Source organism: Azospirillum sp. UENF 112521 (assembly GCF_058780665.1).
The window spans coordinates 1,470,679-1,494,456 of sequence record NZ_JBSNCI010000002.1; the positions used below are offsets into that span (position 1 = coordinate 1,470,679).

Consider the following 23,778-nt stretch of genomic DNA (forward strand, 5'->3'; position numbering starts at 1 on the left):
AGGCCTGACCACGATGAAAAACTTCTCGGACCTGACGGAAAAGGAACTGCTGGCACTCGCCATCGCGCTGGAGGAGGAGGACAGCCGCATCTACGACGAGTTCGCCCACGGTCTTGCCGACAAATACCCGGACACGGCGAAGCTGTTCCGCGCGATGGCGTCGGAGGAAAGCGGGCACCGTCATCGGCTGCTTGAACTGTTCCAGGGACAATTCGGCGACCACATCCCGCTGATCCGCCGCCAGGACGTGAAGGGCTTCGTCGAGCGCAAGCCGGTCTGGCTGACCCGCCCGCTGGGACTCGACACCGTGCGGCGGCAGGCCGAACTGATGGAGGCGGAAACCAAGCGCTTCTACACCCGCGCCGCCGAACGGTCGCAGGACACCGCAATCCGCCAGCTTCTGGGCGACCTGGCGGAAGAGGAACGGCGGCACGAGGCCAAGGCCGAGCGGCTGGAGGCGAAATACGTCTCGCCCCAGGTGCGGGAGCAGGAGCACGAATCGGAACGGCGTCTGTTCCTCCTGCAGATCGTGCAACCGGGTCTCGCCGGGCTGATGGACGGGTCGGTGTCCACGCTGGCCCCGCTGTTCGCCGCCGCCTTCGCCACCCAAAGCAGCCACGAGACCTTTCTGGTCGGCCTCGCCGCCTCCATCGGCGCCGGGATCTCAATGGGGTTCGCCGAGGCACTGTCCGACAACGGGTCGCTGACCGGGCGCGGCAGCCCCTGGCTGCGCGGGCTGGTCTGCGGCGCCATGACCACGCTTGGCGGGCTCGGCCACGCCCTGCCCTATCTGATCCCGCATTTCTGGACGGCGACCGCCGTCGCCATCGCCGTGGTGGCGGTGGAACTGGCCGTCATCGCCTGGATCCGCAACCGTTATATGGACACGCCGCTGTTGTCCGCCGCCTTCCAGGTGGTGGTCGGCGGGCTGCTCGTCTTCGGCACCGGCATCCTGATCGGCAGCGCCTGAGTGCGGGAGGAAAAGCCGTTTTCGGGAACGAGCTTGTTCTTGTAACCGGACGCACGATTGTTTATGTCTGAGTTGCTGTCCTAATTAGAACAAATCGAACCGACCGCGTCGCCATGGCTGACCTTAAAGCGGGTGTGAACCAGCTCTTTCTCCGTGAGGAGGAACTCCGAACCGGGATGGAGCTGCTTTTCTACGCCTATCGCGAATTCACCGCCGAGCCGGACGAAATTCTGGCCGAGATCGGCTTCGGCCGCGCGCATCACCGCGTGATCTACTTCGTCGGCCGTTATCCGAAGATCACGGTGTCGGAACTGCTGGCGATCCTGAAGATCACCAAGCAGAGCCTGTCGCGCGTGCTGGGCGAACTGGTCCGCCAGGGCTTCATCGACCAGCAGACCGGTGCCCGCGACCGAAGGCAGCGGCTGCTGGAGTTGACGGAAAAGGGCGTGGAGCTGGAGCGCCAGCTGTCCGAAACCCAACGCCAGCGCATCGCCCGCGCCTATCGCATGGCGGGCGCCGAGGCGGTGGAGGGGTTCCGCAAGGTGATGATGGGCATGCTGGACGAGGAGGACCGGGCAAAATTCGCGCCGCCCGTTCCCCCTGCCCGTCTTGCCGTCAAACGCTGATCCGGAAAACGTCGAAGCGGATCAGCCGGCTTTCGATTCGATGGTCTCCACCGGAGCTGCGGTTTGGGCCTCCGCCGGGGTTGCCTCGGTCGGCTTGGCTTCGGTTGCGCCGTCGGCCGGCTTTTCAGCGGCCGTCTTCGCCTCGTTGGGATTGCGGCGGCGGAAACCACCCTTGCGGTAAACCACGTTTTCGGAAGCGCCCGGTGGGCATTGAACGATATTCCCGCCCTTTGCCAGGAAGGCACGGGTCATGTCGGCGAGGTCTTGGGCGTCCAGGTCCCGGGGGTCGTTGGACCTGTTGTGGTCGGCCATCGTGATCGCTCCTCGTGTCTCTCGGCCCTCAGCGGAGGGCACATGGAGATTAACACGGATCAAGGCCAAAACGGCCAAGCGCTTACACGACTGCCCGCCATGCATACCCAAGATATGTTCCGCAGGCGCCTCTATGTCGATTGCGGGGAGCCGCGTTATAGTCCGGCCATGACCGAAGATCAGCCCCACATCCTGGTCGTCGACGACGACACCCGCCTGCGCGAACTCTTGCGCAAATACCTCGCCGGCAACGGCTTTCTGGTCAGCACCGCCCGCGACGCCGCCGACGCGCGGGCACAGCTGGGCGGGCTGGCCTTCGACCTGCTGGTGCTCGACATCATGATGCCGGGCGAATCGGGGCTGTCGCTGACCGAATCGCTCCGGCGCGAGCGGGACCTGCCGATCCTGCTGCTGACCGCGCGGGACGAGCCGGACGACCGCATCGCCGGACTGGAGGCCGGAGCCGACGACTATCTCGCCAAGCCCTTCAACCCGCGCGAGCTGCTGCTGCGCATCAACTCCATCCTGCGCCGGCAGGCGGCACGCCCGCCAGAACCGACGGCGCCGCCAGCTGCTCCGGTCCGGCTCGGTCCCCTCACCTACATGCCCGACCGGGACGAGTTGCGCCAGGGCGACGAGGTGATCCGCCTGACCACGGCGGAGGCCAGCCTGCTGCGCATCCTCGCCACCTCGCCCGGCATCACCTTCACGCGCGACGAACTGACCGAACGCAGCAAGGTCGCCGGCAATGCCCGCACCGTCGACGTCCAGGTCACGCGTTTGCGCCGCAAGATCGAGGCCGACCCGCGCGAGCCGCGTTACCTCCACACTGTCCGCGGCGAGGGGTATGTGCTGAGGCCCGATCCGTGACCGCGAGCGGACAGGCCGGAGCCGACAATGCTGCGGCTAGGCGGGCGGCGGCCCGCCGGGCCGAGCGGCGGCGGCGTACACCGTTTCTGAAGAGGTTCCTGCCGCGCACCCTGTTCGGCCGGTCCCTGCTGATCATCGTCACGCCGGTGATATTGGCCCAGGCGGTGGCGACCTGGATCTTCTATGACCGCCATTGGGACACGGTGACGAACCGGCTTGCCTATGCGGTCGCCGGCGACATCGCCACCGTCATCGCCGTGCTGGAACACGACCCGACGCCGGAGGGTCGCGACTGGACGCTGGCCACCGCCGCCCGCACCACCGACCTGATCGTCACCCTGGAGCCTAGCCAGATCCTGCCGGAGCAGCGCCGCCAGCAGAGCGGCCTGCTCGGCGGCCTGCTGGAACGTACGCTGGGCAAGGCGCTGGAGGACCGGGTCGGCCGTCCCTTCACCATCAACACCCGCGTTGCCCATGAATGGTACGAGATCCGGGTGCAGATGGCCGACGGCGTGCTGTCGGTGATGTCGCCGGAGCGCCGGCTGTTCACGCCCACCAGCTACATCTTCATCCTTTGGATGGTCGGATCGGCCATCGTGCTGTTCGCCGTTGCCATCCTGTTCATGCGCAACCAGATCAGGCCGATCAAGCGGCTGGCAATCGCCGCCGATGCGCTGGGCAAGGGCCGCGACGTCTCGAACTTCAAGATGGAAGGGGCGACGGAGGTACGGCAGGCTGCATCCGCCTTCCTGCTGATGCGCGAGCGCATCCAGCGGCAGATCAACCAGCGCACCGAGATGCTGGCCGGCGTCAGCCACGACCTGCGCACGCCGCTGACCCGGATGAAGCTGGCGCTCGACATGATCGAGGATCCCGACCTCGACCCCGAGGTGGAGGAGTTGAAGGCCGACGTCGCCGAGATGGAGGAGATGATCGAGGGCTACCTCGCCTTCGCCCGCGGCGAGGGGACCGAGGCGGTGCAGCCGACCGACCTGACCCGCCTGCTGAACGAGGTCGCCGCCGGTGCCCGGCGCGAAGGAACCGAGGTGACGCTGACCGCACCGGAGGGACTGTCCCTCCCGCTGCGGCCCAATGCGGTCCGACGCTGCATCGCCAACCTGCTGGTGAATGCCGGCCGCCATGCCGGCAGCGCCTGGGTCAAGGCGGACCGGAAGGATGGCGTGATCGAAATCACCGTGGACGACGACGGCCCCGGCATTCCCGCCTATCTGCGCGACGACGTGTTCAAGCCCTTCTTCCGCGTCGACAGCAGCCGCAACCTCGACACCGGCGGATCCGGCCTGGGGCTGACCATCGCGCGAGACGTGGCGCGCAGCCACGGCGGCGACATCACGCTGGACGACAGCCCTTACGGCGGCCTGCGCGCGGTGATCCGGCTGCCGATCTGATGCGATGGGGTGTTTCCATGAAAAAGCCCGCCTTCATTCAGGCGGGCAATTCATGTCATGCAATGACTGCCTCGTCCCCCACCCTCCCTACGTGCAGTAATGCGCAGGCAGGAAAGGTGGGAACGGGGGCAATGGACGAGCGCGTGGTTACTGGTTCGCCGCCGCCGCGACGACATTGGCGCCGGCAAGCTCGCCGCCGATGCCGTTGTTCAGCGCCCAGATGGCGGCCTGGGTGCGGTTGGAGGCGTTGATCTTGCGCAGCAGGCTCTTCAGGTGAACCTTCACGGTGGCTTCCGTGATGTTCAGATGATTGGCAATCATCTTGTTGCTGTCGCCGTTGAGCAGGCAGCGCAGGATCTGCACTTCGCGCTGCGACAAGCCCTTGCGCGACACCGGCATCTCGGTGCCGTTGCCGTTGACGCGGCCGGAGATCAGCAGAGCCGCCAGATGGGTCGGGAACACCTTCTCGCCCATCATCACCAGCTTCAGCGACTGGGCCAGTGCGTCGGACGACAAATCCTTCATCAGATAGCCGTCGGCACCGGCTTCCAGCGCGTTCGCCAGGCGGCGGGTGCACAGGTCGCTGGTCAGAATGACCAGCCGGGTTTCCGGCAGCAGAGCGCGCAGGCGGCGCATGCCGTCGGCTTCCTCGTCGCCGCCATTCTGCAGGTCAAGAAGGACCAGCTGGGGCCGAATGCCGTTCTCAACCGAACCCAGCGCCTCCCGCAGGTTTCCCGCCTCGGCGACGATCTGGAAGGGCGAATCGTCGAGCAGGCGCTTCAGCCCCTCGCGAAACAGCTTGTTCGAGTCGATAAGAAAAGCGCGCACTGAGTCCATCGTCCGCTCCCGCAATTTTGGTCGATCGTCATGACGTCGTGGCCAGGGTGAAGGCCGTTGTACAGAGGAAGGTCCCGACGCATTGGCAATTCGGCGATTACCCCTCGATAGCTTCGGCAGGCCGTTATTTAGGGGGAGGTTACCCCCGTGTCGTGTCCTACGGTACCACTCTCCGGAGTTAAAAGAAGAACGCATTGGGCATATGCGCAAAGCCTCTCCAAGATTTCCGGATCCAAAGATATCACAGCAGCGAACATTGTTATGCGCAAAGGAATTAACTGTTTTGTTAACCACCACTTATTTGCGTATGAGCGTATCTCCTAAGCAATCAATGCCGCAAAATTCTCACACCGGGTTGCTCCGCTCTCTGCCGAGAGGATGACGCCAACAGATACCCCGGATGGAGCATCCGTACTTTCGGCATAGAAGATGCCGCCGCCATCGTCGTAGCCTTGACCCTGCCCGGTCGCGCATGCGCATTTCCGCCGGCTTCCGCCACCCGGCGGAGAGAGGATGAGGACAGGATGGGCTGGCAGATCATCGCCGCCGCCATGGCGGGCTATCTGGTGCTGCTGGGACGCAGTGCCTGGAAACAGGGCGAGTTCCGCCAGTACCTGCGCAGCCTCGCCATCGTCGCCACCCTGTGCGCCCTGCTCGCCGGCGCCGTCGCCCTGGCGATGCTGCTGGACGGAGCATAGGGCACATCGCCAGCCCCTTCTCCGACGGTCCACAAACGAAAAGGGCGCCGGCGGTTTCCCGCCGGCGCCCTTTTGTTGCCCGCAGCCGATCAGCTGAGCGGGATCGCCACGAAGCGCAGGTCGCCCTTTCGGTCGACCAGCAGCAGCACCGACTTCTTGCTCTGCTCCTTGGCCTTCTGGACCTTGGCGGTCACGTCCTCGGGCTTGCGGACCTCTTCCTGGCCGACCTCGATGATGACGTCGCCGGCGCGCAGACCCTTTTCCGCCGCGGTGGAGTTGCCCGCCACGTCGGTGATGACCACGCCCTTCATGTCGGGCTTGATCTCGTACTGCTGGCGCAGCTCCGGGGTGATGGCGGTCAGCTTCATGCCAAGGGATTCGGTCGGCTTCTGGGCCGGGGCCTTGTCCTTCGGCTGCTGCTTCTCGTCCGGACCGGCGGCGAGCAGACCCTGCTCCTCCGCGGCCTCAAGCTCGCCGACCTTGACCTGGACGGTCTGCGACTTGCCCTTGCGCCAGACTTCGACCGGAACAGCCTTGTCGATGGAGGTTTCGGCGACGACGCGCGGCAGGCGGCGCATCTCGTCGATTTCGCGGCCGTCGAACTTGGTCACGACGTCGCCGGCCTGGATGCCGCCCTTGGCGGCCGGGCCGTCGGGGGTGACGGAGGCGACCAGAGCGCCCTTGTGGCCGGGCAGGCCCAGGCTTTCGGCGATCTCCGGCGTGACCGCCTGGATGCGCACACCCAGCCAGCCGCGGCGGGTCTTGCCGTAATCCTTCAGCTGCGCCACCACCTGCTTGGCGAGGTTGGACGGAATGGCGAAGCCGATGCCGACCGACCCGCCCGACGGCGAGAAGATGGCGGTGTTGATGCCGATGACCTCGCCGTTCAGGTTGAACATCGGGCCGCCGGAATTGCCGCGGTTGATCGAGGCGTCGGTCTGGAGGAAATCGTCGTACGGGCCGGCGTCGATGTTGCGCTGGCGCGCCGAGATGATGCCGGCGGTGACCGACCCGCCCAGGCCGAACGGATTGCCGATGGCCAACACCCAGTCGCCGACGCGCATGGCGTCGCTGTCGCCGAAGGGAACGGCGACCAGCGGATGGCTGGTCTTGATCTTCAGCAGGGCGAGATCGGTCTTGCTGTCCTTGCCGACCAGTTCCGCCTTGATGTTGGTGTCGTCCTGCAGGATGACGGTGATCTCGTCGGCGTCCTGAACGACGTGGTTGTTGGTGACCACATAGCCGTTCTTGGCGTCGATGATGAAGCCGGAACCGAGCGACGTCGCCTTGCGTTGCGGCTGGTCCTGCTGCTGCTGGCGGTCGAAGAAGTCCTTGAAGAAATCCTCGAAGGGCGAGCCCGGCGGGAACTGCGGAATCTCCGGCCGCTGGCCCTGCGGACGCTGCGGCGCGTTCTGGCTGGTGGAGATGTTGACGACCGCCGGCAGCAGCTTTTCCGCCAGATCGGCGAAGCTGCCCGGCGCATTGCGGTTCGGCGTTGCAGCTTGAGCCTGGGCCGGAGCGGCAGCGATGCCGCCCATCACGGCGCCGCCGGCCATGACCGACGTCATGCCCCAGACGATGGCTGCGACCAGCGGCCGGACGCCCGCCTTGCGAGGCCGGGCCTCGGCCACGGCGCCGCGCGTGGCGGGTTCGAAGTTGGGTATGCGAATCAACGTGCTCTCCCTACCAGACGTCCGGCCAATTCCATGGACGGGAGCGGCCGCCCAGTTCTGGGCCATATATGTGTTGGGCCAAGAGTATGGCCGCAAGATGGCGTGCCGGTCCAGTCGGCACCAGTGGAAAACTTAAGGCCTGAGTTTTCTTTTGAACTCTTGCTGCGGACCGTCGGTCCAGTGGCTCGCCCGGCCCGACAGCACTGCGGCCGGACCGGGAGAAACCCCGGTCCGGCCGCAAGCCGTTTCGACCCTGTCGCGCGGCGTTACTGCGCCGGAGCGGCCGGAGCAGGGGCCGGAGCCGGTGCGGCAGCAGGTGCCGGGGCACCACCGCCGACCTGCGGGCCGGCGCCGTTGAAGTAACGGAAGAATTCGCCGGTCGGCGACAGCACCATGGTGGTGTCGTTGCCGTTCAGCGACTTCCGATAGGCTTCGAGCGACCGGTAGAAGCCGTAGAAGGCGGGGTCCTGCGAGGTCGCCTCGGCGATCAGCTTCAATGCGCTGTTGTCGCCTTCACCGCGCAGGATCTGCGCATCGCGCTGGGCCTCGGCGATGATGACCGTGCGTTCGCGTTCGGCGCGCGACTTGATCTGCTGCGACTGTTCCTGGCCCTGGGCGCGGGCCTCGGACGCTTCGCGTTCGCGTTCGGAGCGCATGCGGGCGAAGATCGACTGGCTCGTCTCTTCCGGCAGATCGGCGCGGCGGATGCGGACATCGACGATCTCGATGCCGAAGCGCTTGGCCTCGTCGTTCACCTGCCCCTTGATGTCCGTCATGATGCGGGCACGCTCGTCCGACAGGACGGCCAGCACCGTGACGTTGCCGAGCACGCGGCGCAGGGCGGAGTTGACGATGGAGTTCAGGCGGGTTTCTGCCACCGCCTCGGTCCCGGCGGTCTGGTAGAAGCGCAGCGGATCGTGGATGCGGTAGCGGGCGAAGGCATCGACATCCAGGCGCTTCTGGTCGGCCAGGATGACCTGCTCCACCGGCGGGTCGAGGTCGAGGACGCGGCGGTCGAGCAGCCGGACCTCCTGGATGAAGGGGATCTTCATCTTAAGGCCCGGATCCTGGATCACCCGGCGCGGCTCGCCGAACTGCAGGACGAGCGCCTGCTGGGCCTCGTTGACGGTGAACAGGGCGGACGACGCGACGACGCCGAGGGCGACGATGGCGATACCGGCGATGGCGAGGGTGCGTTTCATGATGCGATCCTCCTCACTGGCCGGACATTGACGGATTCTGGGGCAGCGCGGACAGCGGCTGCGTCTGCGTGCCGGAGCGCGCCCCCCCTGGCTGGACGGGGCCTGGCGCGGCGCCTGCTGCTGCGGAGCCGGCGTAGCGTTCGGGGCCAACTGGTTCAGCGGCAGGTAGGGCACGACGTTCTGCGCCGAACCCTCGATGATGATCTTGTTCCGGCCGCGGAAGATCTCCTCCATGGTCTCCAGATACATGCGCTTGGAGGTGACGTCCTTGCTCAGCGCATAGGCCTCGTAAACCTTGCGGAAGCGGTCGGCGTCGCCCTGCGCCAGGCTGACAACCTGCTCGCGGTAGGCCGAGGCCTCCTGCACCAGCCGCTCCGCCTCGCCGCGGGCGCGCGGGATGATGTCGTTGCGGTAGGCTTCCGCCTCGTTGCGGGCGCGTTCGCGGTCGGCACGGGCACGCTGCACGTCGTTGAACGCGTCGATGACCGGCTGCGGCGGGTCGGCCTTCTGCAACTGTACCTGGGTGATCTCGATGCCGGCCTGATACTCGTCCAGCATGGTCTGGAGAAGCTGGCGGGTCGAGGTTTCGATCTGCTGGCGGGCCTCGGTCAAAGCGGGCTGCAGGTCGGTGCGGCCGATGACTTCGCGCATGGCGCTCTCGGCGGCCTTCTTCACCGTCACTTCCGGCTCGCGGATCTTGAACAGGAAGTTGCCGGCGTCCTTGATGACCCAGAACACCGTGAAGTCGATGTCGACGATGTTCTCGTCGCCGGTCAGCATCAGCGACTCGTCCGGCACGTCGCGGTCGTTGCGACCGCCGCCGACGGAGGACCGGTAACCGACCTCGATGCGGTTGACGCGCGTCACCTTGGGCAGCAGCACCGTCTCGATCGGCGACGGCAGGCGATAGCGCAGGCCGGGCTGTTCGGTGCGGGTCCACTCGCCGAAGCGCATGACCACGCCCTGCTCGTCCGCCTCGACGCGGTAGATGCCGCTGGCGAGCCAGATCAGGCCGAGCACGCCGGCGACCAGCGCCACGCCGCGGCCGCTGCCGAAGCCGCCGGGCATGGCACGCCGCAGGCGGTCCTGGCTCCGCCGCAGAAGATCCTCAAGGTCGGGAGGCTGCGGGCCACCGCCACCGCCGCCATTTCCTCCGCCCTGGGGACGGCCCCACGGGTTGCCCGGGCCATTGTTGCCCGGCGGGGGACCCCAGGGGCCGCCACCTCCGCCCCCACCTTGATTGTTCCACGGCATCCAACTCAGTCCCCCTCTGCAATTCGTCCCATCATGTGGAAGCGCAATGGCTTAAGGCCCGCGCATCCCTTTACCGATCTCGTCCGTCGGTCCTATAGTCCCCCATACCCTTCGGCAAGGATTCCACCAACGGATATCCGCCAATATCGGGAAGACAGCGGAGTTTTCAACCATGGCGCAGATCAGCGAAGCTCAAGTCATGCAGGCGCTGAAGACCGTCATCGACCCGGACCGGGGCGGCGACATCGTCAGTTTGGGCATGTTGTCGGGCCTCGTGGTGCGCGACGGGCATGTCGCTTTTTCCATCGAAGTGGACCCCAAGCGCGGCGCGCAGGCCGAGCCCCTGCGCCATGCCGCCGAGAAAGCGGTCGATGCTTTGCCCGGCGTCCTTTCGGTCACCGCGGTACTGACCGCCCATCGCGCGGCGCCGCAGGGTGCGGCACAGAGCCACACGCATTCGCATGGTGGGCAGCACAGCCACTCCCATGGTCATTCCCATGGAGGGGCACCGCAGGGTGCCCCGCAGAACGATCCGCAGAAGCCGCTGGTCCCCGGCGTGAAGGCCATTGTCGCGGTGGCGTCCGGCAAGGGCGGCGTCGGCAAATCGACCACCTCGGCCAATCTGGCGCTGGCGCTGGCGGCGAACGGGCTGAAGGTCGGCCTGCTCGACGCCGACATCTACGGCCCGTCGATGCCGCGCATGATGGGCATTGCCGGCCGGCCGAACAGCCCCGACGGCAAGCGGCTGGAGCCGATGGAGAATTTCGGCATCAAGGTGATGTCCATGGGCTTCCTGGTCGCCGAGGACACGCCGATGATCTGGCGCGGGCCGATGGTGATGAGCGCGTTGCAGCAGATGCTGCGCGACGTGAACTGGGGCACGCTCGACGTGCTGGTGGTTGACATGCCGCCCGGCACCGGCGATGCCCAGCTGACCATGGCCCAGCAGGTTCCGCTGGCGGGTGCGGTGATCGTCTCCACCCCGCAGGACATAGCCTTGCTGGACGCCCGCAAGGGGCTGAACATGTTCCGCCGCGTCGATGTACCCGTGCTGGGCATCATCGAGAACATGAGCTATTTCTGCTGCCCCAACTGCGGCCACCGCACCGACATCTTCAGCCACGGCGGCGCCCGCAAGGAAGCCGACGATCTGGGCATGGAGTTCCTCGGCGAAATCCCGCTTCACCTGTCGATCCGCGAGACCTCCGACCAGGGCCAGCCCATCGTGGTGTCGCAGCCGGACTCCGAGCATGCCCAGGCCTATCGCCGGATCGCGACGCGCCTGTGGGAGAAGATCGGCGGCGGCACCGGCGGCCGTGCGGCACCGCGCATCGTCGTGCAGTGACCGGTCAGGGGTGGGGGGTCGCCTCCCACCCTGTCCCGTTCATCCGTAGCGCCGCAACGCCTCCACCGTCAGCCCCAGGCCGACGGAGCCGAAGATGTTGCCCTCCACCACCCGTGCCCCCGGCGCCTCGGCCAGGATCGCCGCGCGCACCTGGGGCAGAAGCGTGGAGCCGCCGGTCAGGAACACCGCGTCGATGCGGTCGGCGGTCACGCCCGCGTCGGCCAGACAGTCGCGGATGCGCGTGCCGATGCGCGCCGCCAACGAGCCGGTGGCGCGGTTCAGCGCCGGACGGTCCACTGCCAGCGACAGATCGCCGTCGCCCCAATCCAGCGCCAGCTGCGTCGCCTCATGGTCGGACAGGGCGATCTTGGTACGCTCCACTGCCATCGCCAACGCATGGCCCTGGCGATGTTCGACCACGCCGATCAGGCGCCCGATCTTCTCCGGCTCGGCGGAATCGCGATGCAGGCGCTCCAGTTCGGCCATCGCCTTGGCGGTGTAAAGGAAGTTGATCTTCGACCAGGTCGCAAGGTCGAAATAGATGCTCTTCGGCGCCAGCAGCCCGGCACGCTTCATGGCGCTGCCCAGCCCCAGCTCCGGCATGGCGGTGGCGAGGCTGAGGTCGCGGTCGAAATCGGTGCCGCCGACGCGGATGCCGTCGTTGGCCAGGATGTCGCCGGCCCGGTCGGCCTTGCCGCGCCGCTCCGGCCCGATGCGCACGACCGAGAAGTCGGAGGTGCCGCCGCCGATGTCGGCGATCAGCGCCAGTTCCTCGCCTGCCACCTGCTGCTCGTAATCGAGGGCGGCGGCGATGGGCTCGAACTGGAAGGAGACGTTGCGGAAGCCGGCGGCCCGCGCGATCTGGCCCAGCGTCTCTTCCGCCGCGGCATCGCCGGCCGGGTCGCCATCGACGAAATGGACCGGGCGGCCGACCACGACGTCGCCCAACTCGCCGCCCAGCGCCTCCTCCGCCCGCTTCTTCACCAGATCGAGGAAGGTGCCGATCACCGCGCGGAAGCTGATGCGGCCCTTGCGGAGTGCCGTGTCGGCATCGATCAGGTCGGTGCCGAGCATCGACTTGATCGACCGCATCAGACGCCCCTCCACGCCGGACACATAGCCGTCGATGGCGGCCTGTCCGATGGTGGTGCGATCATGTTCAAAGTCGAAGAACACCGCGGTCGGCAGGGTCGTCCGCGTACCGTCCAGCGCCAGCAGCCGGAAGCCGTCCGCATCCTGCACGCCCAGCGTCGTGTTCGAGGTGCCGAAATCGAGCCCGCACGCCGTCATGTCCCGCCTCCTGCCCGGATGACCGGTGCGGCCAGCCGCCGCACCGGAAAAGGGGCGAGCGTATAACGGCTCCCGACCGCCGGATCAAGCACCCTGCCGATCGATCGTCACATCTGGCGCATCGCCCTGCCCGCCAGAGGACGGCTGGCCAGCACCACCGGCAACAGGAACAGGGTCAGGTTGGTCCAGGAGAAGGCATGCCCCTGCCCCTCCACCCTGCCCCGGCCTCTCCCCCTGCCGCGCTCCGGCTGCCGCTCCATCCAGCCGCCGCTTGCGCCCTGAAATTCGGGCATGGCCGCCAGCACGCCGCCAGCCGTGTCGGGGGCGGAGCGGTTCTCGAACATGTCGCGCTCGATGGTGTGAGCGAGCGCCCGCTCGGTCATCTGCGGCGCCATGGCGTTGCCGACGGCGGCGAGACGCCCCTCGGCGCCGACGAACAGCTCGCGCTGGGGATTGGCCGCCAGCGACAGGATGGCCGCGGCGACCTCCTCCGGCGGATGGATCGGGTTCAGCGGCTTGATTGCCCGGCCGGTGTAGTTGGCGGCATGCTGCCACAGCGGGGTGTCGATGGAGGCCGGCATGACCATGCAGACATGGATGTCAGGCTCGTCCACCAGTTCCTGCCGCAGGGATTCGGAGAAGCCGCGCACGGCGAATTTCGCCGCGGTGTAGGGGGTGGCATAGCGCTGGCCGATGTTGGACACCATCGACGCGGTGTTGATGACGATGCCCTCCCCGCGGTCGAGGAAATGGGGCAGCACGGCGCGGCAGCCATGGACCATGCCGAAGAAGTCGGTGCGCACCACCTGCTCGAACACTTCGTCGGGGATGTCCTCGAAACGGCCGAAGGCGATGACGCCGGCATTGTTCACCCAGACGTCGATGCCGCCGAAGGCCTGGATGGCACGGTCGGCGAGAGCCTGCATCGCGCGCTGGTCGGTCACGTCGGTCGGCACCACCATGGCCCGGCCGCCGGCTTCGATGCACTCCTCCGCCACCTCGTGCAGGGCCGCCATCCGCCGGGCGGCCAGGATCACGGCTGCCCCCTGGCTGGCGAACTCCAGCGCGGTCGCCCGGCCGATGCCGCTGGAGGCGCCCGTGATGACAACCACCTTGTCGCTCATAACGCTGCCCGGCCGCTTCGCCATGACCGCCGTCCTTTCATCAAAGTTTCTCAGGGCAAATTCCTTGCTGTTGCGCCGTACAACAGCGCCGGGGCCGGAAAATTTCGGACGTGGGTCGACCGCAGCGCATGCGAATTCCCCGCTGCCGGTGTGGAGATGCGGAGGCGAACCGGCTACAGTCACATGTCCTTGTTAAGGATTTCGTCCTCAACCAGTGTGGAGCGGGCGCGGTGCCGGCGAGAGAGCTTGACGTGAAGGGGCTGCATTGCCCGTTGCCCATCCTGCGCACCCGCGCCCTGCTGAACGGAATGGCCGCCGGGGAGGAGCTGGTGGTCTACGCGACCGACCCGGCCTCCGTCATCGACTTCAAGCATTTCTGCAACACGACCGACAACGCTTTGCTGTCGCATGAAACCCAGCCCGACGAAATCCACAAGACGGTCTTCGTCTACCGCATCCGCCGCGGCGTCTGAGGCGTCCCTCGCCGCCCGTCCGCCGTCCCGCGAAAGGTCCATGCCCAGATGCCGCTTCCCCCCGCCATTCTGCCGCCCCTGCGTCCCGGCGCCGTCATCCATGGGCCCGGCTCCCATGGCGTCGACACGCTGCTGGACGGCTTTTCGGCGGAGTTGAAGCGGCGCGGATTCCGCGTCGGCGGGCTGGTCCAGCGCAACCACGGGCCGGGCGACGATTGCGCCGAGCGGATGGAACTGGTCGATGTCGCCACCGGCCACGCCTATGACATCACCCAGAAGCTGGGCCGGGAATCGCAATCCTGCCGCGTCGATCCGACCGGCGTGGCGGAGGCCAGCCAAGCGATCCGCAATGCCGTCGCGTCGGGTGTCGACCTGCTGGTGGTCAACAAGTTCGCCGGGCTGGAATCGCATGGCGACGGGCTGTCGGACGAGCTGCTGGCCGCCATCGCCGAGGGCATTCCCGTGCTGACCAGCGTCGGCAGCCGCTATCTCAACGAATGGCAGACCGCGACCGGCGGCTTCTGCGACCTGCTCTCCCCGGTGGCCGATGCGCTGTGGCGCTGGTGGGGACCGCAGCGGATGTACCAGGATCTGGTGCAGGGCGTCGCCGATGCCGACGTCCGCCGCGTCGTCACCGGCGACAAATGGGTGGTGGTGGAAACCGCCGATGGCCTCGGCGTCGCCGCAAGGCAGGCGCCGGCGGCAAAGGGCGCAGCAGCGGGCGCTGCAGAGGACAATGCGCAGCGCTGGACCGGGCGGGGCCTGCGCGACCTCGCCGCCATGGCCGCTCAGTCCTGGGATCCGCTGGAGATCGCCGTCGGCGTCGCCGCACTGAACGCGCATTACAACCGGCCAGACGTGACCGGCGTCCCCGGCAACGGGCTGGACCTGTTCGCCTCGGTCGAGGGCCGGGTCGTGGTGATCGGCGGCTTCCCGCAGCTTGCCCGCCGCCTGCCCCGAGCCAAGGTGATCGACATGAACCCGCAGGAGGGCGAATACCCCGAGGCTGCCTGCGACTGGCTGCTGCCGGGCGCCGATGCGGTGGCCATCACGGCGTCGGCCTTCGCCAACCGCACCCTGCCCCGCCTGCTGCGGGTTTCGGCGGGAGCGGAGGTGGCGATGGTCGGCCCCGGAACGCCGCTGACCCCGCGCCTGTTCGATTACGGGATCCGATCGCTGGCCGGTTTCGTCGCCATCGACCGCGAGGCGGTGGTGCGCACCATCGCCGGCGGCGGCGGTTCGCGCGATTTTCATCCCCATGGCCGGATGGTCACGCTGCACCGGCCACCCCACTCTTAACTGAACAAGAATACCGGAGGAGTTGAGATCCCATGGCCGATCTGGACCACCAGACCCGCATCGAACTGGAAGCCGCCGCCTTCCGCGGTCTGGTCGAACATCTGCGCAAGCGCACCGACGTGCAGAACATCGACCTGATGAACCTCGCCGGCTTCTGCCGCAACTGCCTGTCCAAGTGGTATGCGGCGGCTGCCAAGGAGCGCGGTGTCGAGCTGTCCGACGAGGATGCCCGCATCGCCGTCTACGGCATGCCCTATTCCGAATGGAAGCAGAAGCACCAGAAGGAAGCCTCGCCCGAACAGCAGAAGGCGTTCGAGGATACCAAGCCGCTGCACGCCGAGATCAGCGGCCACCGGTAAGTCCCCATATCCTTCACCATGCCCCCTTCCCGCGCCGATGCACGGAGAAGGGGGCAACGCCTCAGGCGTTCACCGAAAAAGGCTGCACCACCGCCTTGAACTCCGCCATCGCCTCGCAGGCGTGGGAGTGGGCGGCGAGCGCCGGCCAGCGGGAGCGGTCGAACACGGCCGGGTGGGCTTCGCCGACGAAGCGCAGGGCGCAGCCGGCGGCGATGTCGGCATGGCCGATGCGGTCGCCGAACCACCAGGGACCGGCGGCGGCGGCGCGGTCGGCCTCCAGCACGTCGAGGACGGCACCGATCTGGCCGGTGCAGCGCTCCATCCACAGATCGGACCGTTCCTTGTGCAGGACGCGTTCGTAGACGAGACTGACCGCCTTGTCGGCCAATCCCGTCGCCAGCGCTGAGAGCTTCAGCGACCGCCGGCGCTCCGGCCCCTGGCGGGCGATGAGCGCGCGGTCCGGTCCGGCGATCTCGTCCAGATGATCGAGGATGGCACCGCTTTCGATCAGCACCTCCCCATCCGCCAGCACCAGCGTCGGCACCCGTTTCAGCGGGTTGAAGCGCGCGACCTCCGCCGCGTCGGAAAAGACCGACCAGGGCCGATGCTCGTACGCCATGCCGTAGAGTCGCAAGGCGACGGCGACGCGGCGCACGAAGGGCGAGTCATACTGTCCGATCAGAATCATCGATTGTTTCCTTGATGATGGCCCTGACGATGGCCCTGACGATGGATGGGCCGCTGGCTGAATATCCGCATCCATCCTATACCGGATTTGTCCCGATACCGCATTCGTTCAACGCGGTTCAGTCCCGCGCCACGATCGGGGTCAGTTTGTAGCGGGCGGCGATGCTCTCCAGCCGACCATCCGCCTTGATCGCGGCAACGAAGGCGTTGACCCGGTCCAGCCAGCCTGCATCGCCCGGCGCCACCGCATAGGCGTAAGGGGTCGGCTGCACCGGCACGTCCGGCACGATCAGCCGCGCCCAGGGGTGGAAGGCCAGCATGCGCTGTCCATAGGGATAATCGGTCAGGAAAGCATCGGCACGGCCGGACTGCACCTCCTCCTCCCGTTCCTGCGCGCGGGTCACGGCGACGATTCGCGCAGCCTTCATGGCGGAGCGGGCATAGCCGTCCATGTAGGTGTCCTTTTGCACCGCCACGACATTGCCGGTGCGGTCGAGATCCTCCCACCGCTGGATGCCGCCGTTGGTCTGGGTGGTCACCGCATAGATGCCGCTGCGCAGATAGGGTTGGCTGAAGGCGACATGCTGCGCCCGTGCCGGAGTGGCGCCGATGGCGAACATGCCGATGTCGCAGCGGTCGGCCAGCAAATCCTCGATGAAGCGGGGAAAGCTGCTTTCCACCACCGTCAGGCGAACGCCCATATCCTTGGCGAATTCCTGCGCCAACTCCGCATCCAGCCCCTCAAGCGCGCCGGTGCGTGGATTCCGGAACGAGATCGCATAGTAATCGGGCCAGGAGCAGACACGAAGTTGCTTTTGTTCTGCAATTTTCTGAAGTCTCCCGTCCACCGCCATGGTCGGTGACACGATTCCGACCGACAGAATCGACAGAATTGAGAAGCTGACCGCCCAAAGGCCCCGCGTCGCCATGTCACACCTTTCGTTAACCAACCATCGCTGTTCTTTGCGACCTGGAAGCAAGGCCGCAAAACCGCGGCGGTATCTTAGCATCGACCGGTTCACGACGGCAGCGGATGCTTGGCGTCGGGTGTGGGTAGCTGCTATTGTCCCAGGCGCAAACTTCGACCAAGAGGTTGGGCCCAGCGCATTGATCCGACTGCGATCCGGTCGCGGACCGCAGATGACGGACGGGCTCGGACCCATGCAACCTGCGGCTTGGTCGCTCCACCACTTCTGACCGTCCGGAACGAACGTCCTGTCCCCGTCCCCAGTCAAAGCGGATCTGAAGGGTCTCTTCGAAAAGCGGGGCGGAATCATCGCCTTCGCCCTTCTTGCGGTTTTCGCCCTGCTGATCAACCAGGGCCAGCAGTTGATCACAGCGCGCCAGACAGCTCTCGACTCGGCCGAGGCCAGCCTCACCAGCCTTGCCGCGGCGCTGGAGGTCTCGACCACCCGCACGGTGCAATCGGTCGATGTGACCCTGTCCTCCATCGTCGATTCGCTGTCGGACGCCAACTGGACGGGGGAGGACGGCGCACCCGGTCCCGACCTGACGGCCATGCTGACGGACCGGCTGCGCCGGTCGCCCCACCTGCGCGGGCTGACCCTGCTCGACCGCACCGGCCGGATCGTCGCCACCACCGAAGGTGCTTACCCCGCCGCCACCTACCTGACTGAACTGGACGTGTTCCACCAGCAGGCGGCCGCCCAGGGCAACGGGCTGGTGATCGGCGATCCACGCCCGGGACGCAGCCTGATCGACCGCACGCCGGCAGGCGAACGGTCCGGCCGCTGGCTGCTGCCCATGAGCCGCGCCCTGCGCGAGGCAGACGGCACGCTCCAGGCGGTCGTCGTCGCCACCGTCAATCCGGATTACTTCCAGGGCCTGTACCGGGCTGTGCAGGGTGGCGCGGGCGCGGGAATGGGCGACCGGATCGCGCTGTACCGCTATGACGGTACGCTGCTGACGGTCCAGCCGCAGACCGGGACCGAGATCGCCAAATCCTTCGCCGCCACCCCGCTGTTCCGCCATTATCTGCCGCAGGCGGAATATGGCGTGTTCCGCCACTCCGGGGCGGATGTCGACGCCGGCCCGGGAACGCGAATCGTCGCCTACCGGACGACACCGGTCTGGCCGCTGATCCTGACCGTCAGCGTGCGCACGGACACGGTTCTGGCTCCCTGGCGCGACAATCTGCGGATGGCATCGCTGCTGTCCGGCGGCATGATCCTGCTGCTCGGCCTGTTCGGGCTGCTGCTGGCGCGCTCCCTTGCGGCACAGCGCGAACAGGGCAAGGAGCTGGAAGAGACCAATGCCCGCCTGTCCGCCATCGTCGATACCGCGGCGGAGGGCATCGTCACCGCGCGGCCGGACGGTGTGATCGAAGCGGCTAACCCGGCCGCCCATGCCATCTTCCGCTGCGCACCGGGCGAGCTTGTCGGTCGGCTGGTGGTGGATTTCCTGCCGGCGGACAGGCGGGCCGACGTTTCCCGCATGCTGGAAGAGATCGCGCGCGGCCGCCGCACCATGGATCTCGCCACCCGCGGCGAGATCATGGCGCTGCGGGTGGCGGCCGACGAAGCCGGGGATCGGACGGAAGGCTTCCCGCTGGCCTACTCCATGGCCTTGGTGAAGACCGCCGCTGGCCCGCTTTATGCCGCAATCCTGCGCGACCTGACCGAGGAGAAGCGGCTGGAGCACACGTTGCGCGACGCCAAGGAGCGGGCGGAGGACGGCCAGCGCATCAAGATGGAATTCCTCGCGACGATGAGTCACGAGAATCCGCACCCCGATGAACGGGGTGATCGGCATGGCCGGGCTGCTGCTCGATACGCCGATGGAGGCCGAACAGCGCACATATGCCGAGACGATCCGCGATTCCGCCGAATCGCTGCTGGTCATCATCAACGACATCCTCGACTTCTCGAAGATCGACGCCGGCCGGCTGGATTTGGAGGTTGGAGAGTTTGAACTGGTGCCGATGGTCGAGAGCGTCGCGGAGATTCTGGCGCCGCGCGCCGCGGCCAAGGGACTGGACCTTGCCAGCTTCGTGCCGCCGGGGCTGCGCGGTCCCCTGCTGGGCGATGCCGGGCGGCTGAGGCAGATCCTGTTGAACCTTGCCGGCAACGCTGTGAAATTCACCGATTCCGGCAGCGTCACCATCCTGTTGAGCGAGGAGCCCGACGAGCGGCAGGACGCGGACGGTCCCGATTCCGGCAAGGCGGAAGACGGCGTCCGTGTCCGGTTCGAGGTGCGCGATACCGGCATCGGCATCCCGGAGGAGGAGCGGCCGCGCCTGTTCGCCATGTTCACCCAGGTCGATTCGTCTCCCGCGCGGCGCCATGGCGGCACCGGCCTGGGGCTGGCGATCTGCAAGCGGTTGGCCGAGTTGATGGGCGGTCGGATCGGCGTGGACAGCGAGCCGGGGACGGGAAGCGTCTTCTGGGTGTCCGTCCCGTTGAAACGCAGTGTCGGCAGCGCCCATCCGCCGTCCCCCATCGGCAATTGGGCCGGGCGGCGCCTTCTGCTGGTCGATGACATCGCCGTCAACCGCGACCTGCTGACCCGGCAGATCGACGGCTTCGGCATCGTCGTCGAGACGGCGGAGAGCGGAGAGCAGGCGCTCGACCGGCTGGTCGCCGCCGCCCGTCTCGGCACGCCCTTCGACGCGGCGATCCTCGATCACCGCATGCCCGGCCTGACCGGACCGGACGTGGCACGGCGTATCCGCGCCATCCCGGAACTGGCCGGCATCCGGCTGGCGCTCGCCTCCTCGCAAAGGCTGGAGGGGCAGGAGCAGGAACGCGCGCCGGTGGACACCCACCTGCCCAAGCCGATCCGTTTCAGCACCCTCTGCCAATGTCTCGCCCGCCTGCTGGAACGGCCCGCGCTGTCGCTGGCTGGCGCCCCGCCTGCGTCCTGGCCCGATGCTGCGCCGGGGAGCGGTCCGGCCGCCGGGACCGTCATTCCGCGTCCGAGCGACAGCACGGCAGCGGTGCCGCCGACCGCCGCAAGAATCGAGCCGGTCTCCAACGGCCAACCGACGCCGCGCGTCCGCGTTCTGGTGGCGGAAGACAATCCGGTCAATCAGCAGCTGACGCTGGCCCTGCTGCGCCGGGCCGGGGTCAGCGCGGAAGCGGTGTCCAACGGCGAGGAGGCGGTGGAGGCGGTGACCGCCCGGCCCTACGACCTCGTCCTGATGGACGTGCAGATGCCGGTGATGGACGGGCTGACGGCGACGCGGCGGATCCGCCGGCTGTCCGGAGCGGTGGCCCGGATTCCCGTCGTGGCGCTGACCGCCAACGCCATGCAGGGCGATGCCGCCATCTGTCTGGAGGCCGGCATGGATGACTATCTGTCCAAGCCGATCAACGCCCGCAAGCTGCTGGACACCATCGCCCGCTTCATCCCTCCGTCGGAGGACGACAAGAGCGACGGCGGGGGCCCAGCCGCATCGCCACCTAAGGCGACCCCCGGACCCGCCACCGTCAACACCGAGAAGATCGAAGAACTGCGCGACGCGCTGGGCAAGGACGGCTTTGCCCTGCTTCTCGAAACCTTCTTCGGCGACAGCCCGCAGCACCTCGATCTGCTGCGCGCGGCCATTGCACGAAGCGACCGTACCGGCATCGAGCGGGAGGCGCACATCCTGAAGGGCTCGGCCGCAAATGTCGGCTTCGACCGGCTGGCGGGGACCGCTCACATCCTGGTCGACGCCGCCCGCCGTGGCGACCTCGATGCCCTGACCGCCACCGCCGGCGAACGCGTCGCCGACGAACTGTCGGCGGCACGGAAAGCAGCTGTGGCGCTTGTTGCGACTGACGATTGATATCCACAACTGGTAATGCTGCGACGCAGTGCCGCCGGTGATTGTACGATTGCGGCGGTTTCGGTAAAATGCCATGAAATTTCCCCAATCGTGCCCCGAACCGCTGGAGTACACGCCGACCATGGCCGATGCCGTCACCGCTCTGGTCGTCGATGACGAGGAAATGACCCGCGCCATCGTCGCCGGCTATCTGTCCCGCATCGGCTATCGAACGCTGGAGGCGGAGACGAAGGCGCAGGCCTGGGAGATCCTGTCGGCCAGCGGATCGACCATCCATGTCGTGCTGCTCGACCGCCGGCTGTCCGACGGCGATGGGCTGGAACTGTATGAGCGGATGAAGCGCGAGCCGCATCTGGCCGACATCCCCGTCATCGTCCAGACCATCTCCGACAGCAGTTCCGAAATCGCAGCGGCAATCCGTGCCGGCGTCTTTTACTACCTGATCAAGCCCTATGACGGTGCCCTGCTGCGCTCCGTCGTCCGTGCGGCGGAGGAGACGACCGGAAGGCTGAAGAGCCTGCAAGGAGACCTGCGGTCACGCTCCGACGCCATCGGTCTGCTGCGCGACGGGCGCTTCCGCTTCCGCACCCCGCAGGAGGCGCAGAATCTGGCCATCACCCTATCGTCGGTCGCCGCCACCGCTCACAGCCTGACCTTCGGCCTGTCGGAGATACTGGTGAACGCAGTGGAGCACGGCAACCTCGGCATCGGCTTCGAGGCGAAGGGGCGGCTGAAGGCCAGCGGCATGCTGGCGCGCGAGATCGAGGCGCGGCTGGCCGCGGCCGAACATCGCGAAAAATACGCCACCTTGCATGTCGAGCGCACCGACAGCCGCGTGATTTTCACCGTCACCGACATGGGGTCGGGCTTCGATTTCAACCGCTACCTGTCGGTCGATGCCTCGCAGTCGGATGCCACCCACGGCCGCGGCATCGCGCTGGCCCGCATGGTCGGTTTCGACCAGCTCACCTATGTCGGCAACGGCAACCGCGTGGTCGGCATCGTCAATCTGGGCCGGACCGCGGACGGACGCTCCGACTGATCCACAGCACCGTCAGATCGTCGGCCAGCAGCCGGGGCACGGTCGCGAAATAGCGGTCGAGCATAAGGTCCAGCGGCCGCTCCAGCTCATCGTCACCGAGCCCCCGCACCAGATCGGTCACGCCGCCATAGCCAAACATTTCGCCGTCCCAGCCACGCGCCTCGTACAGCGCGTCGCTGAACAGCAGCAGGGTCGAGCCGGGCGGGAAATCCAGGCTGTGGTTGCGGTACCGCGCCCCGCCCGCCAAGCCCAAGGGCAAACCGCAACTCGGCCCCACCTCCAACCCACCGTCCCTCTGGCGGACCAGCGGTTTCGGCGCGCCGGCGGTGGCGTAGACCAGCCGGTCGGCACTGACATCGACCACGGCATAGATCATCGCGGCGAACTGCGCCTCCGGCAAAAGCCCGACCAGCAAACCGTTCAGCGTGCGCAGCGTCTCGGCCGGATCGTCGGCCGGCAGGTCGGTGCGGGCCAGCAGCGTGTGCAGCCGGAAGGTGTTCAGCGCGGCCGCCACCCCGTGGCCGGTGAAGTCGCACAGGAACAGGGCGAAGCGCCGGTCATCGAGTGGACGCGCGCCCCACAGATCGCCGCCCAACTCCGAACTCGATTCGAAGTGGCTGTCCATCGCGATGCCATAGCGCCCTTCCAGCGACCGGCAGGCAGCGGCAGCGGGCAGCAGTCCCAACTGCATCTGCCGCGCCAGCGCCATCCGCTGCATGGCGCCGTGATGGTAGGCGTGCAGGCTGCGGATAACCTCCTGAAGGGAGCGGTCGAGGCGACGCCTTTCCAAATGCACCGACAGGCGGGCGGCCAGTTCTGCCAAAGTCAGCGGACGCGCCAGCAGGTCGGTCGCCCCTGCCCGCATCAGCTCCGCCCGGCGGGAGCCGCTGGCAAAGCGGCCGAGGACGAGGATGGGCACGTCGCGCAGTTGCGCCATCTCCCGCAATCCCACCAGGAGATCGGGGCCGAATCCTGGCAGCCCGGCATGCAGAAGGAGAAGCTGAGGGGGATCGGCCGTGGCTTCGGCGACGGCCTGCGCCAGCCCGTCGCCATCCACCACGGCGACGCGGCGAACCCCCAGCCGGCCCAGGACATCACGCAGCGGCCCGGCGGCGGATGGACGAGGGTGGCCGATGACGACCGGCGGACCGCCGCTCACCGGTTAGAACTCGCAGGGGATGATGGTGTGGAACTCGGAAATCTCGATCAGGTCGCGGACCTGACCGCGCGGATGCTTCAGGCGGAAGGTAATGCCGGCCTGTCTGGCAGCGTTGTTCGCCATCACCAGAAGCCCCAGCCCGGCGGAATCCATGTAATCGACGGCGGACAGGTTGAGGACGCAATCCGCGATGCCTGCCGTCTCCCACTCCCCGAGGATCGTCCGGAAATCGGTGTCGGCTTCGAAGGTGATCTGCCCGCGCATCTCCAGTTCGCGCAGGGTGCCGCTGTCATGCACCGTGTAGTCCATCGCCGCATCCCACCTTGCCAGCCGTCAACCCGACGGCCCGGGCATCGGCGC

General features: G+C 67.2%; 21 protein-coding genes and 2 pseudogenes. 12 read left to right on the forward strand and 11 right to left on the reverse strand.

Annotation, left to right across the window (positions count from 1 at the left end; translation table 11 throughout):
• Nucleotides 1-13 precede the first annotated feature (13 nt).
• Together mbfA and ACWPN8_RS09270 are read left to right on the forward strand one after the other, a co-directional pair.
• A complete protein-coding gene (mbfA, locus tag ACWPN8_RS09265) occupies nucleotides 14-970 on the forward strand; it encodes an iron exporter MbfA (RefSeq protein ID WP_492240590.1) in 957 nt (318 codons plus the stop codon).
• A gap of 113 nt (nucleotides 971-1,083) precedes the next feature.
• The gene (locus ACWPN8_RS09270; RefSeq protein WP_098739700.1) at nucleotides 1,084-1,596 is read left to right on the forward strand and encodes a MarR family winged helix-turn-helix transcriptional regulator; all 513 of its coding nucleotides are present in this window, start codon (nucleotides 1,084-1,086) and stop codon (nucleotides 1,594-1,596) included.
• 21 nt (nucleotides 1,597-1,617) lie between these two features.
• Here ACWPN8_RS09270 and ACWPN8_RS09275 read toward each other — a convergent pair whose 3' ends face one another.
• The gene (locus ACWPN8_RS09275; protein WP_247873134.1) at nucleotides 1,618-1,908 is read right to left on the reverse strand and encodes a hypothetical protein; all 291 of its coding nucleotides are present in this window, start codon (nucleotides 1,906-1,908) and stop codon (nucleotides 1,618-1,620) included.
• Between the two features lie 168 nt (nucleotides 1,909-2,076).
• Here ACWPN8_RS09275 and ACWPN8_RS09280 point away from each other — a divergent pair, with 168 nt between their 5' ends.
• Together ACWPN8_RS09280 and ACWPN8_RS09285 are read left to right on the forward strand one after the other, a co-directional pair.
• Nucleotides 2,077-2,778: a response regulator gene (locus ACWPN8_RS09280; RefSeq protein WP_492240591.1), complete on the forward strand. Its 702-nt coding sequence runs from the start codon at nucleotides 2,077-2,079 to the stop codon at nucleotides 2,776-2,778.
• Nucleotides 2,775-4,187 (forward strand): ATP-binding protein, encoded by a 1,413-nt coding sequence (locus ACWPN8_RS09285; protein ID WP_109449136.1) that lies wholly within the window; start codon nucleotides 2,775-2,777, stop codon nucleotides 4,185-4,187. Before ACWPN8_RS09280 ends, ACWPN8_RS09285 begins: the two co-directional genes overlap by 4 nt.
• A 147-nt stretch (nucleotides 4,188-4,334) precedes the next feature.
• Here ACWPN8_RS09285 and ACWPN8_RS09290 read toward each other — a convergent pair whose 3' ends face one another.
• Nucleotides 4,335-5,024: a LuxR C-terminal-related transcriptional regulator gene (locus ACWPN8_RS09290; RefSeq protein WP_098739703.1), complete on the reverse strand. Its 690-nt coding sequence runs from the start codon at nucleotides 5,022-5,024 to the stop codon at nucleotides 4,335-4,337.
• Nucleotides 5,025-5,548: 524 nt separating this feature from the next.
• Between ACWPN8_RS09290 and ACWPN8_RS09295 the strand changes: the two genes are divergently transcribed.
• Nucleotides 5,549-5,722, forward strand: coding sequence for a hypothetical protein (locus ACWPN8_RS09295; protein WP_492240592.1), 174 nt, complete (start codon nucleotides 5,549-5,551; stop codon nucleotides 5,720-5,722).
• A gap of 89 nt (nucleotides 5,723-5,811) precedes the next feature.
• Here the strand turns inward: ACWPN8_RS09295 and ACWPN8_RS09300 are convergent, their stop codons facing one another.
• The 3 genes and pseudogenes from ACWPN8_RS09300 to hflK all read right to left on the reverse strand — a co-directional run.
• Entirely contained in the window at nucleotides 5,812-7,461 is a 1,650-nt protein-coding gene (locus ACWPN8_RS09300; protein ID WP_247872838.1) for a DegQ family serine endoprotease, read from the reverse strand.
• A gap of 200 nt (nucleotides 7,462-7,661) precedes the next feature.
• Nucleotides 7,662-8,597 (reverse strand): protease modulator HflC, encoded by a 936-nt coding sequence (gene hflC, locus ACWPN8_RS09305; protein ID WP_492241385.1) that lies wholly within the window; start codon nucleotides 8,595-8,597, stop codon nucleotides 7,662-7,664.
• A gap of 213 nt (nucleotides 8,598-8,810) precedes the next feature.
• Nucleotides 8,811-9,851: pseudogene (hflK, locus tag ACWPN8_RS09310) on the reverse strand (FtsH protease activity modulator HflK); the annotation flags it as partial.
• 172 nt (nucleotides 9,852-10,023) lie between these two features.
• Between hflK and apbC the strand changes: the two are divergent.
• Nucleotides 10,024-11,196: an iron-sulfur cluster carrier protein ApbC gene (gene apbC, locus ACWPN8_RS09315; RefSeq protein ID WP_492240593.1), complete on the forward strand. Its 1,173-nt coding sequence runs from the start codon at nucleotides 10,024-10,026 to the stop codon at nucleotides 11,194-11,196.
• Between the two features lie 39 nt (nucleotides 11,197-11,235).
• Here the strand turns inward: apbC and ACWPN8_RS09320 are convergent, their stop codons facing one another.
• Together ACWPN8_RS09320 and ACWPN8_RS09325 are read right to left on the reverse strand one after the other, a co-directional pair.
• Nucleotides 11,236-12,486: an Hsp70 family protein gene (locus ACWPN8_RS09320; RefSeq protein ID WP_492240594.1), complete on the reverse strand. Its 1,251-nt coding sequence runs from the start codon at nucleotides 12,484-12,486 to the stop codon at nucleotides 11,236-11,238.
• A 107-nt stretch (nucleotides 12,487-12,593) separates the two neighbouring features.
• Nucleotides 12,594-13,634, reverse strand: coding sequence for an SDR family oxidoreductase (locus ACWPN8_RS09325; RefSeq protein WP_492240595.1), 1,041 nt, complete (start codon nucleotides 13,632-13,634; stop codon nucleotides 12,594-12,596).
• 206 nt (nucleotides 13,635-13,840) lie between these two features.
• Here ACWPN8_RS09325 and ACWPN8_RS09330 point away from each other — a divergent pair, with 206 nt between their 5' ends.
• The 3 genes from ACWPN8_RS09330 to ACWPN8_RS09340 are packed head-to-tail and all read left to right on the forward strand — an operon-like array spanning nucleotide 13,841 to nucleotide 15,741.
• Nucleotides 13,841-14,083: a sulfurtransferase TusA family protein gene (locus ACWPN8_RS09330; RefSeq protein WP_109096606.1), complete on the forward strand. Its 243-nt coding sequence runs from the start codon at nucleotides 13,841-13,843 to the stop codon at nucleotides 14,081-14,083.
• A gap of 48 nt (nucleotides 14,084-14,131) precedes the next feature.
• A complete protein-coding gene (locus ACWPN8_RS09335; protein ID WP_109096607.1) occupies nucleotides 14,132-15,382 on the forward strand; it encodes a DUF2478 domain-containing protein in 1,251 nt (416 codons plus the stop codon).
• Between the two features lie 32 nt (nucleotides 15,383-15,414).
• Complete coding sequence (locus ACWPN8_RS09340; RefSeq protein WP_109096608.1) at nucleotides 15,415-15,741, forward strand: DUF1244 domain-containing protein; 327 nt, start codon at nucleotides 15,415-15,417, stop codon at nucleotides 15,739-15,741.
• Between the two features lie 61 nt (nucleotides 15,742-15,802).
• Here ACWPN8_RS09340 and ACWPN8_RS09345 read toward each other — a convergent pair whose 3' ends face one another.
• Nucleotides 15,803-16,429: a glutathione S-transferase family protein gene (locus ACWPN8_RS09345; protein WP_492240596.1), complete on the reverse strand. Its 627-nt coding sequence runs from the start codon at nucleotides 16,427-16,429 to the stop codon at nucleotides 15,803-15,805.
• Nucleotides 16,430-16,547: 118 nt separating this feature from the next.
• A complete protein-coding gene (locus ACWPN8_RS09350; RefSeq protein ID WP_492240597.1) occupies nucleotides 16,548-17,357 on the reverse strand; it encodes a substrate-binding periplasmic protein in 810 nt (269 codons plus the stop codon).
• Between the two features lie 952 nt (nucleotides 17,358-18,309).
• Between ACWPN8_RS09350 and ACWPN8_RS09355 the strand changes: the two are divergent.
• From ACWPN8_RS09355 to ACWPN8_RS09365, 3 genes and pseudogenes are all read left to right on the forward strand, one after another.
• Nucleotides 18,310-19,032, forward strand: a pseudogene (locus tag ACWPN8_RS09355) (PAS domain-containing protein); the annotation flags it as partial.
• A gap of 148 nt (nucleotides 19,033-19,180) precedes the next feature.
• Nucleotides 19,181-21,217: a response regulator gene (locus ACWPN8_RS09360; RefSeq protein WP_492240598.1), complete on the forward strand. Its 2,037-nt coding sequence runs from the start codon at nucleotides 19,181-19,183 to the stop codon at nucleotides 21,215-21,217.
• 73 nt (nucleotides 21,218-21,290) lie between these two features.
• Nucleotides 21,291-22,259 carry a response regulator gene (locus tag ACWPN8_RS09365; RefSeq protein WP_492240599.1) on the forward strand — a complete coding sequence of 323 codons (969 nt, stop codon included), beginning with the start codon at nucleotides 21,291-21,293 and terminating at the stop codon, nucleotides 22,257-22,259.
• Here ACWPN8_RS09365 and ACWPN8_RS09370 read toward each other — a convergent pair.
• A complete protein-coding gene (locus tag ACWPN8_RS09370) occupies nucleotides 22,222-23,418 on the reverse strand; it encodes a PP2C family protein-serine/threonine phosphatase (protein WP_492240600.1) in 1,197 nt (398 codons plus the stop codon). The genes ACWPN8_RS09365 and ACWPN8_RS09370 overlap by 38 nt on opposite strands.
• Before the next feature lie 3 nt (nucleotides 23,419-23,421).
• Nucleotides 23,422-23,727, reverse strand: coding sequence for an STAS domain-containing protein (locus ACWPN8_RS09375; protein ID WP_109096612.1), 306 nt, complete (start codon nucleotides 23,725-23,727; stop codon nucleotides 23,422-23,424).
• Between the last annotated feature and the right edge of the window lie 51 nt (nucleotides 23,728-23,778).

Coding starts and splice junctions, on each gene's coding strand:
- ACWPN8_RS09350 (WP_492240597.1), bottom strand. CDS start 17,357: ATGGCGACGCGGGGCCTTTGGGCGGTCAGCTTCTCAATTCTGTCGATT.
- ACWPN8_RS09320 (WP_492240594.1), bottom strand. CDS start 12,486: ATGACGGCGTGCGGGCTCGATTTCGGCACCTCGAACACGACGCTGGGC.
- hflC (WP_492241385.1), bottom strand. CDS start 8,597: ATGAAACGCACCCTCGCCATCGCCGGTATCGCCATCGTCGCCCTCGGC.
- ACWPN8_RS09325 (WP_492240595.1), bottom strand. CDS start 13,634: ATGGCGAAGCGGCCGGGCAGCGTTATGAGCGACAAGGTGGTTGTCATC.
- ACWPN8_RS09295 (WP_492240592.1), top strand. CDS start 5,549: ATGGGCTGGCAGATCATCGCCGCCGCCATGGCGGGCTATCTGGTGCTG.
- ACWPN8_RS09365 (WP_492240599.1), top strand. CDS start 21,291: ATGAAATTTCCCCAATCGTGCCCCGAACCGCTGGAGTACACGCCGACC.
- ACWPN8_RS09345 (WP_492240596.1), bottom strand. CDS start 16,429: ATGATTCTGATCGGACAGTATGACTCGCCCTTCGTGCGCCGCGTCGCC.
- ACWPN8_RS09360 (WP_492240598.1), top strand. CDS start 19,181: ATGAACGGGGTGATCGGCATGGCCGGGCTGCTGCTCGATACGCCGATG.
- ACWPN8_RS09340 (WP_109096608.1), top strand. CDS start 15,415: ATGGCCGATCTGGACCACCAGACCCGCATCGAACTGGAAGCCGCCGCC.
- ACWPN8_RS09300 (WP_247872838.1), bottom strand. CDS start 7,461: ATGGCCCAGAACTGGGCGGCCGCTCCCGTCCATGGAATTGGCCGGACG.
- mbfA (WP_492240590.1), top strand. CDS start 14: ATGAAAAACTTCTCGGACCTGACGGAAAAGGAACTGCTGGCACTCGCC.
- ACWPN8_RS09290 (WP_098739703.1), bottom strand. CDS start 5,024: ATGGACTCAGTGCGCGCTTTTCTTATCGACTCGAACAAGCTGTTTCGC.
- ACWPN8_RS09335 (WP_109096607.1), top strand. CDS start 14,132: ATGCCGCTTCCCCCCGCCATTCTGCCGCCCCTGCGTCCCGGCGCCGTC.
- ACWPN8_RS09270 (WP_098739700.1), top strand. CDS start 1,084: ATGGCTGACCTTAAAGCGGGTGTGAACCAGCTCTTTCTCCGTGAGGAG.
- ACWPN8_RS09280 (WP_492240591.1), top strand. CDS start 2,077: ATGACCGAAGATCAGCCCCACATCCTGGTCGTCGACGACGACACCCGC.
- ACWPN8_RS09275 (WP_247873134.1), bottom strand. CDS start 1,908: ATGGCCGACCACAACAGGTCCAACGACCCCCGGGACCTGGACGCCCAA.
- ACWPN8_RS09375 (WP_109096612.1), bottom strand. CDS start 23,727: ATGGACTACACGGTGCATGACAGCGGCACCCTGCGCGAACTGGAGATG.
- apbC (WP_492240593.1), top strand. CDS start 10,024: ATGGCGCAGATCAGCGAAGCTCAAGTCATGCAGGCGCTGAAGACCGTC.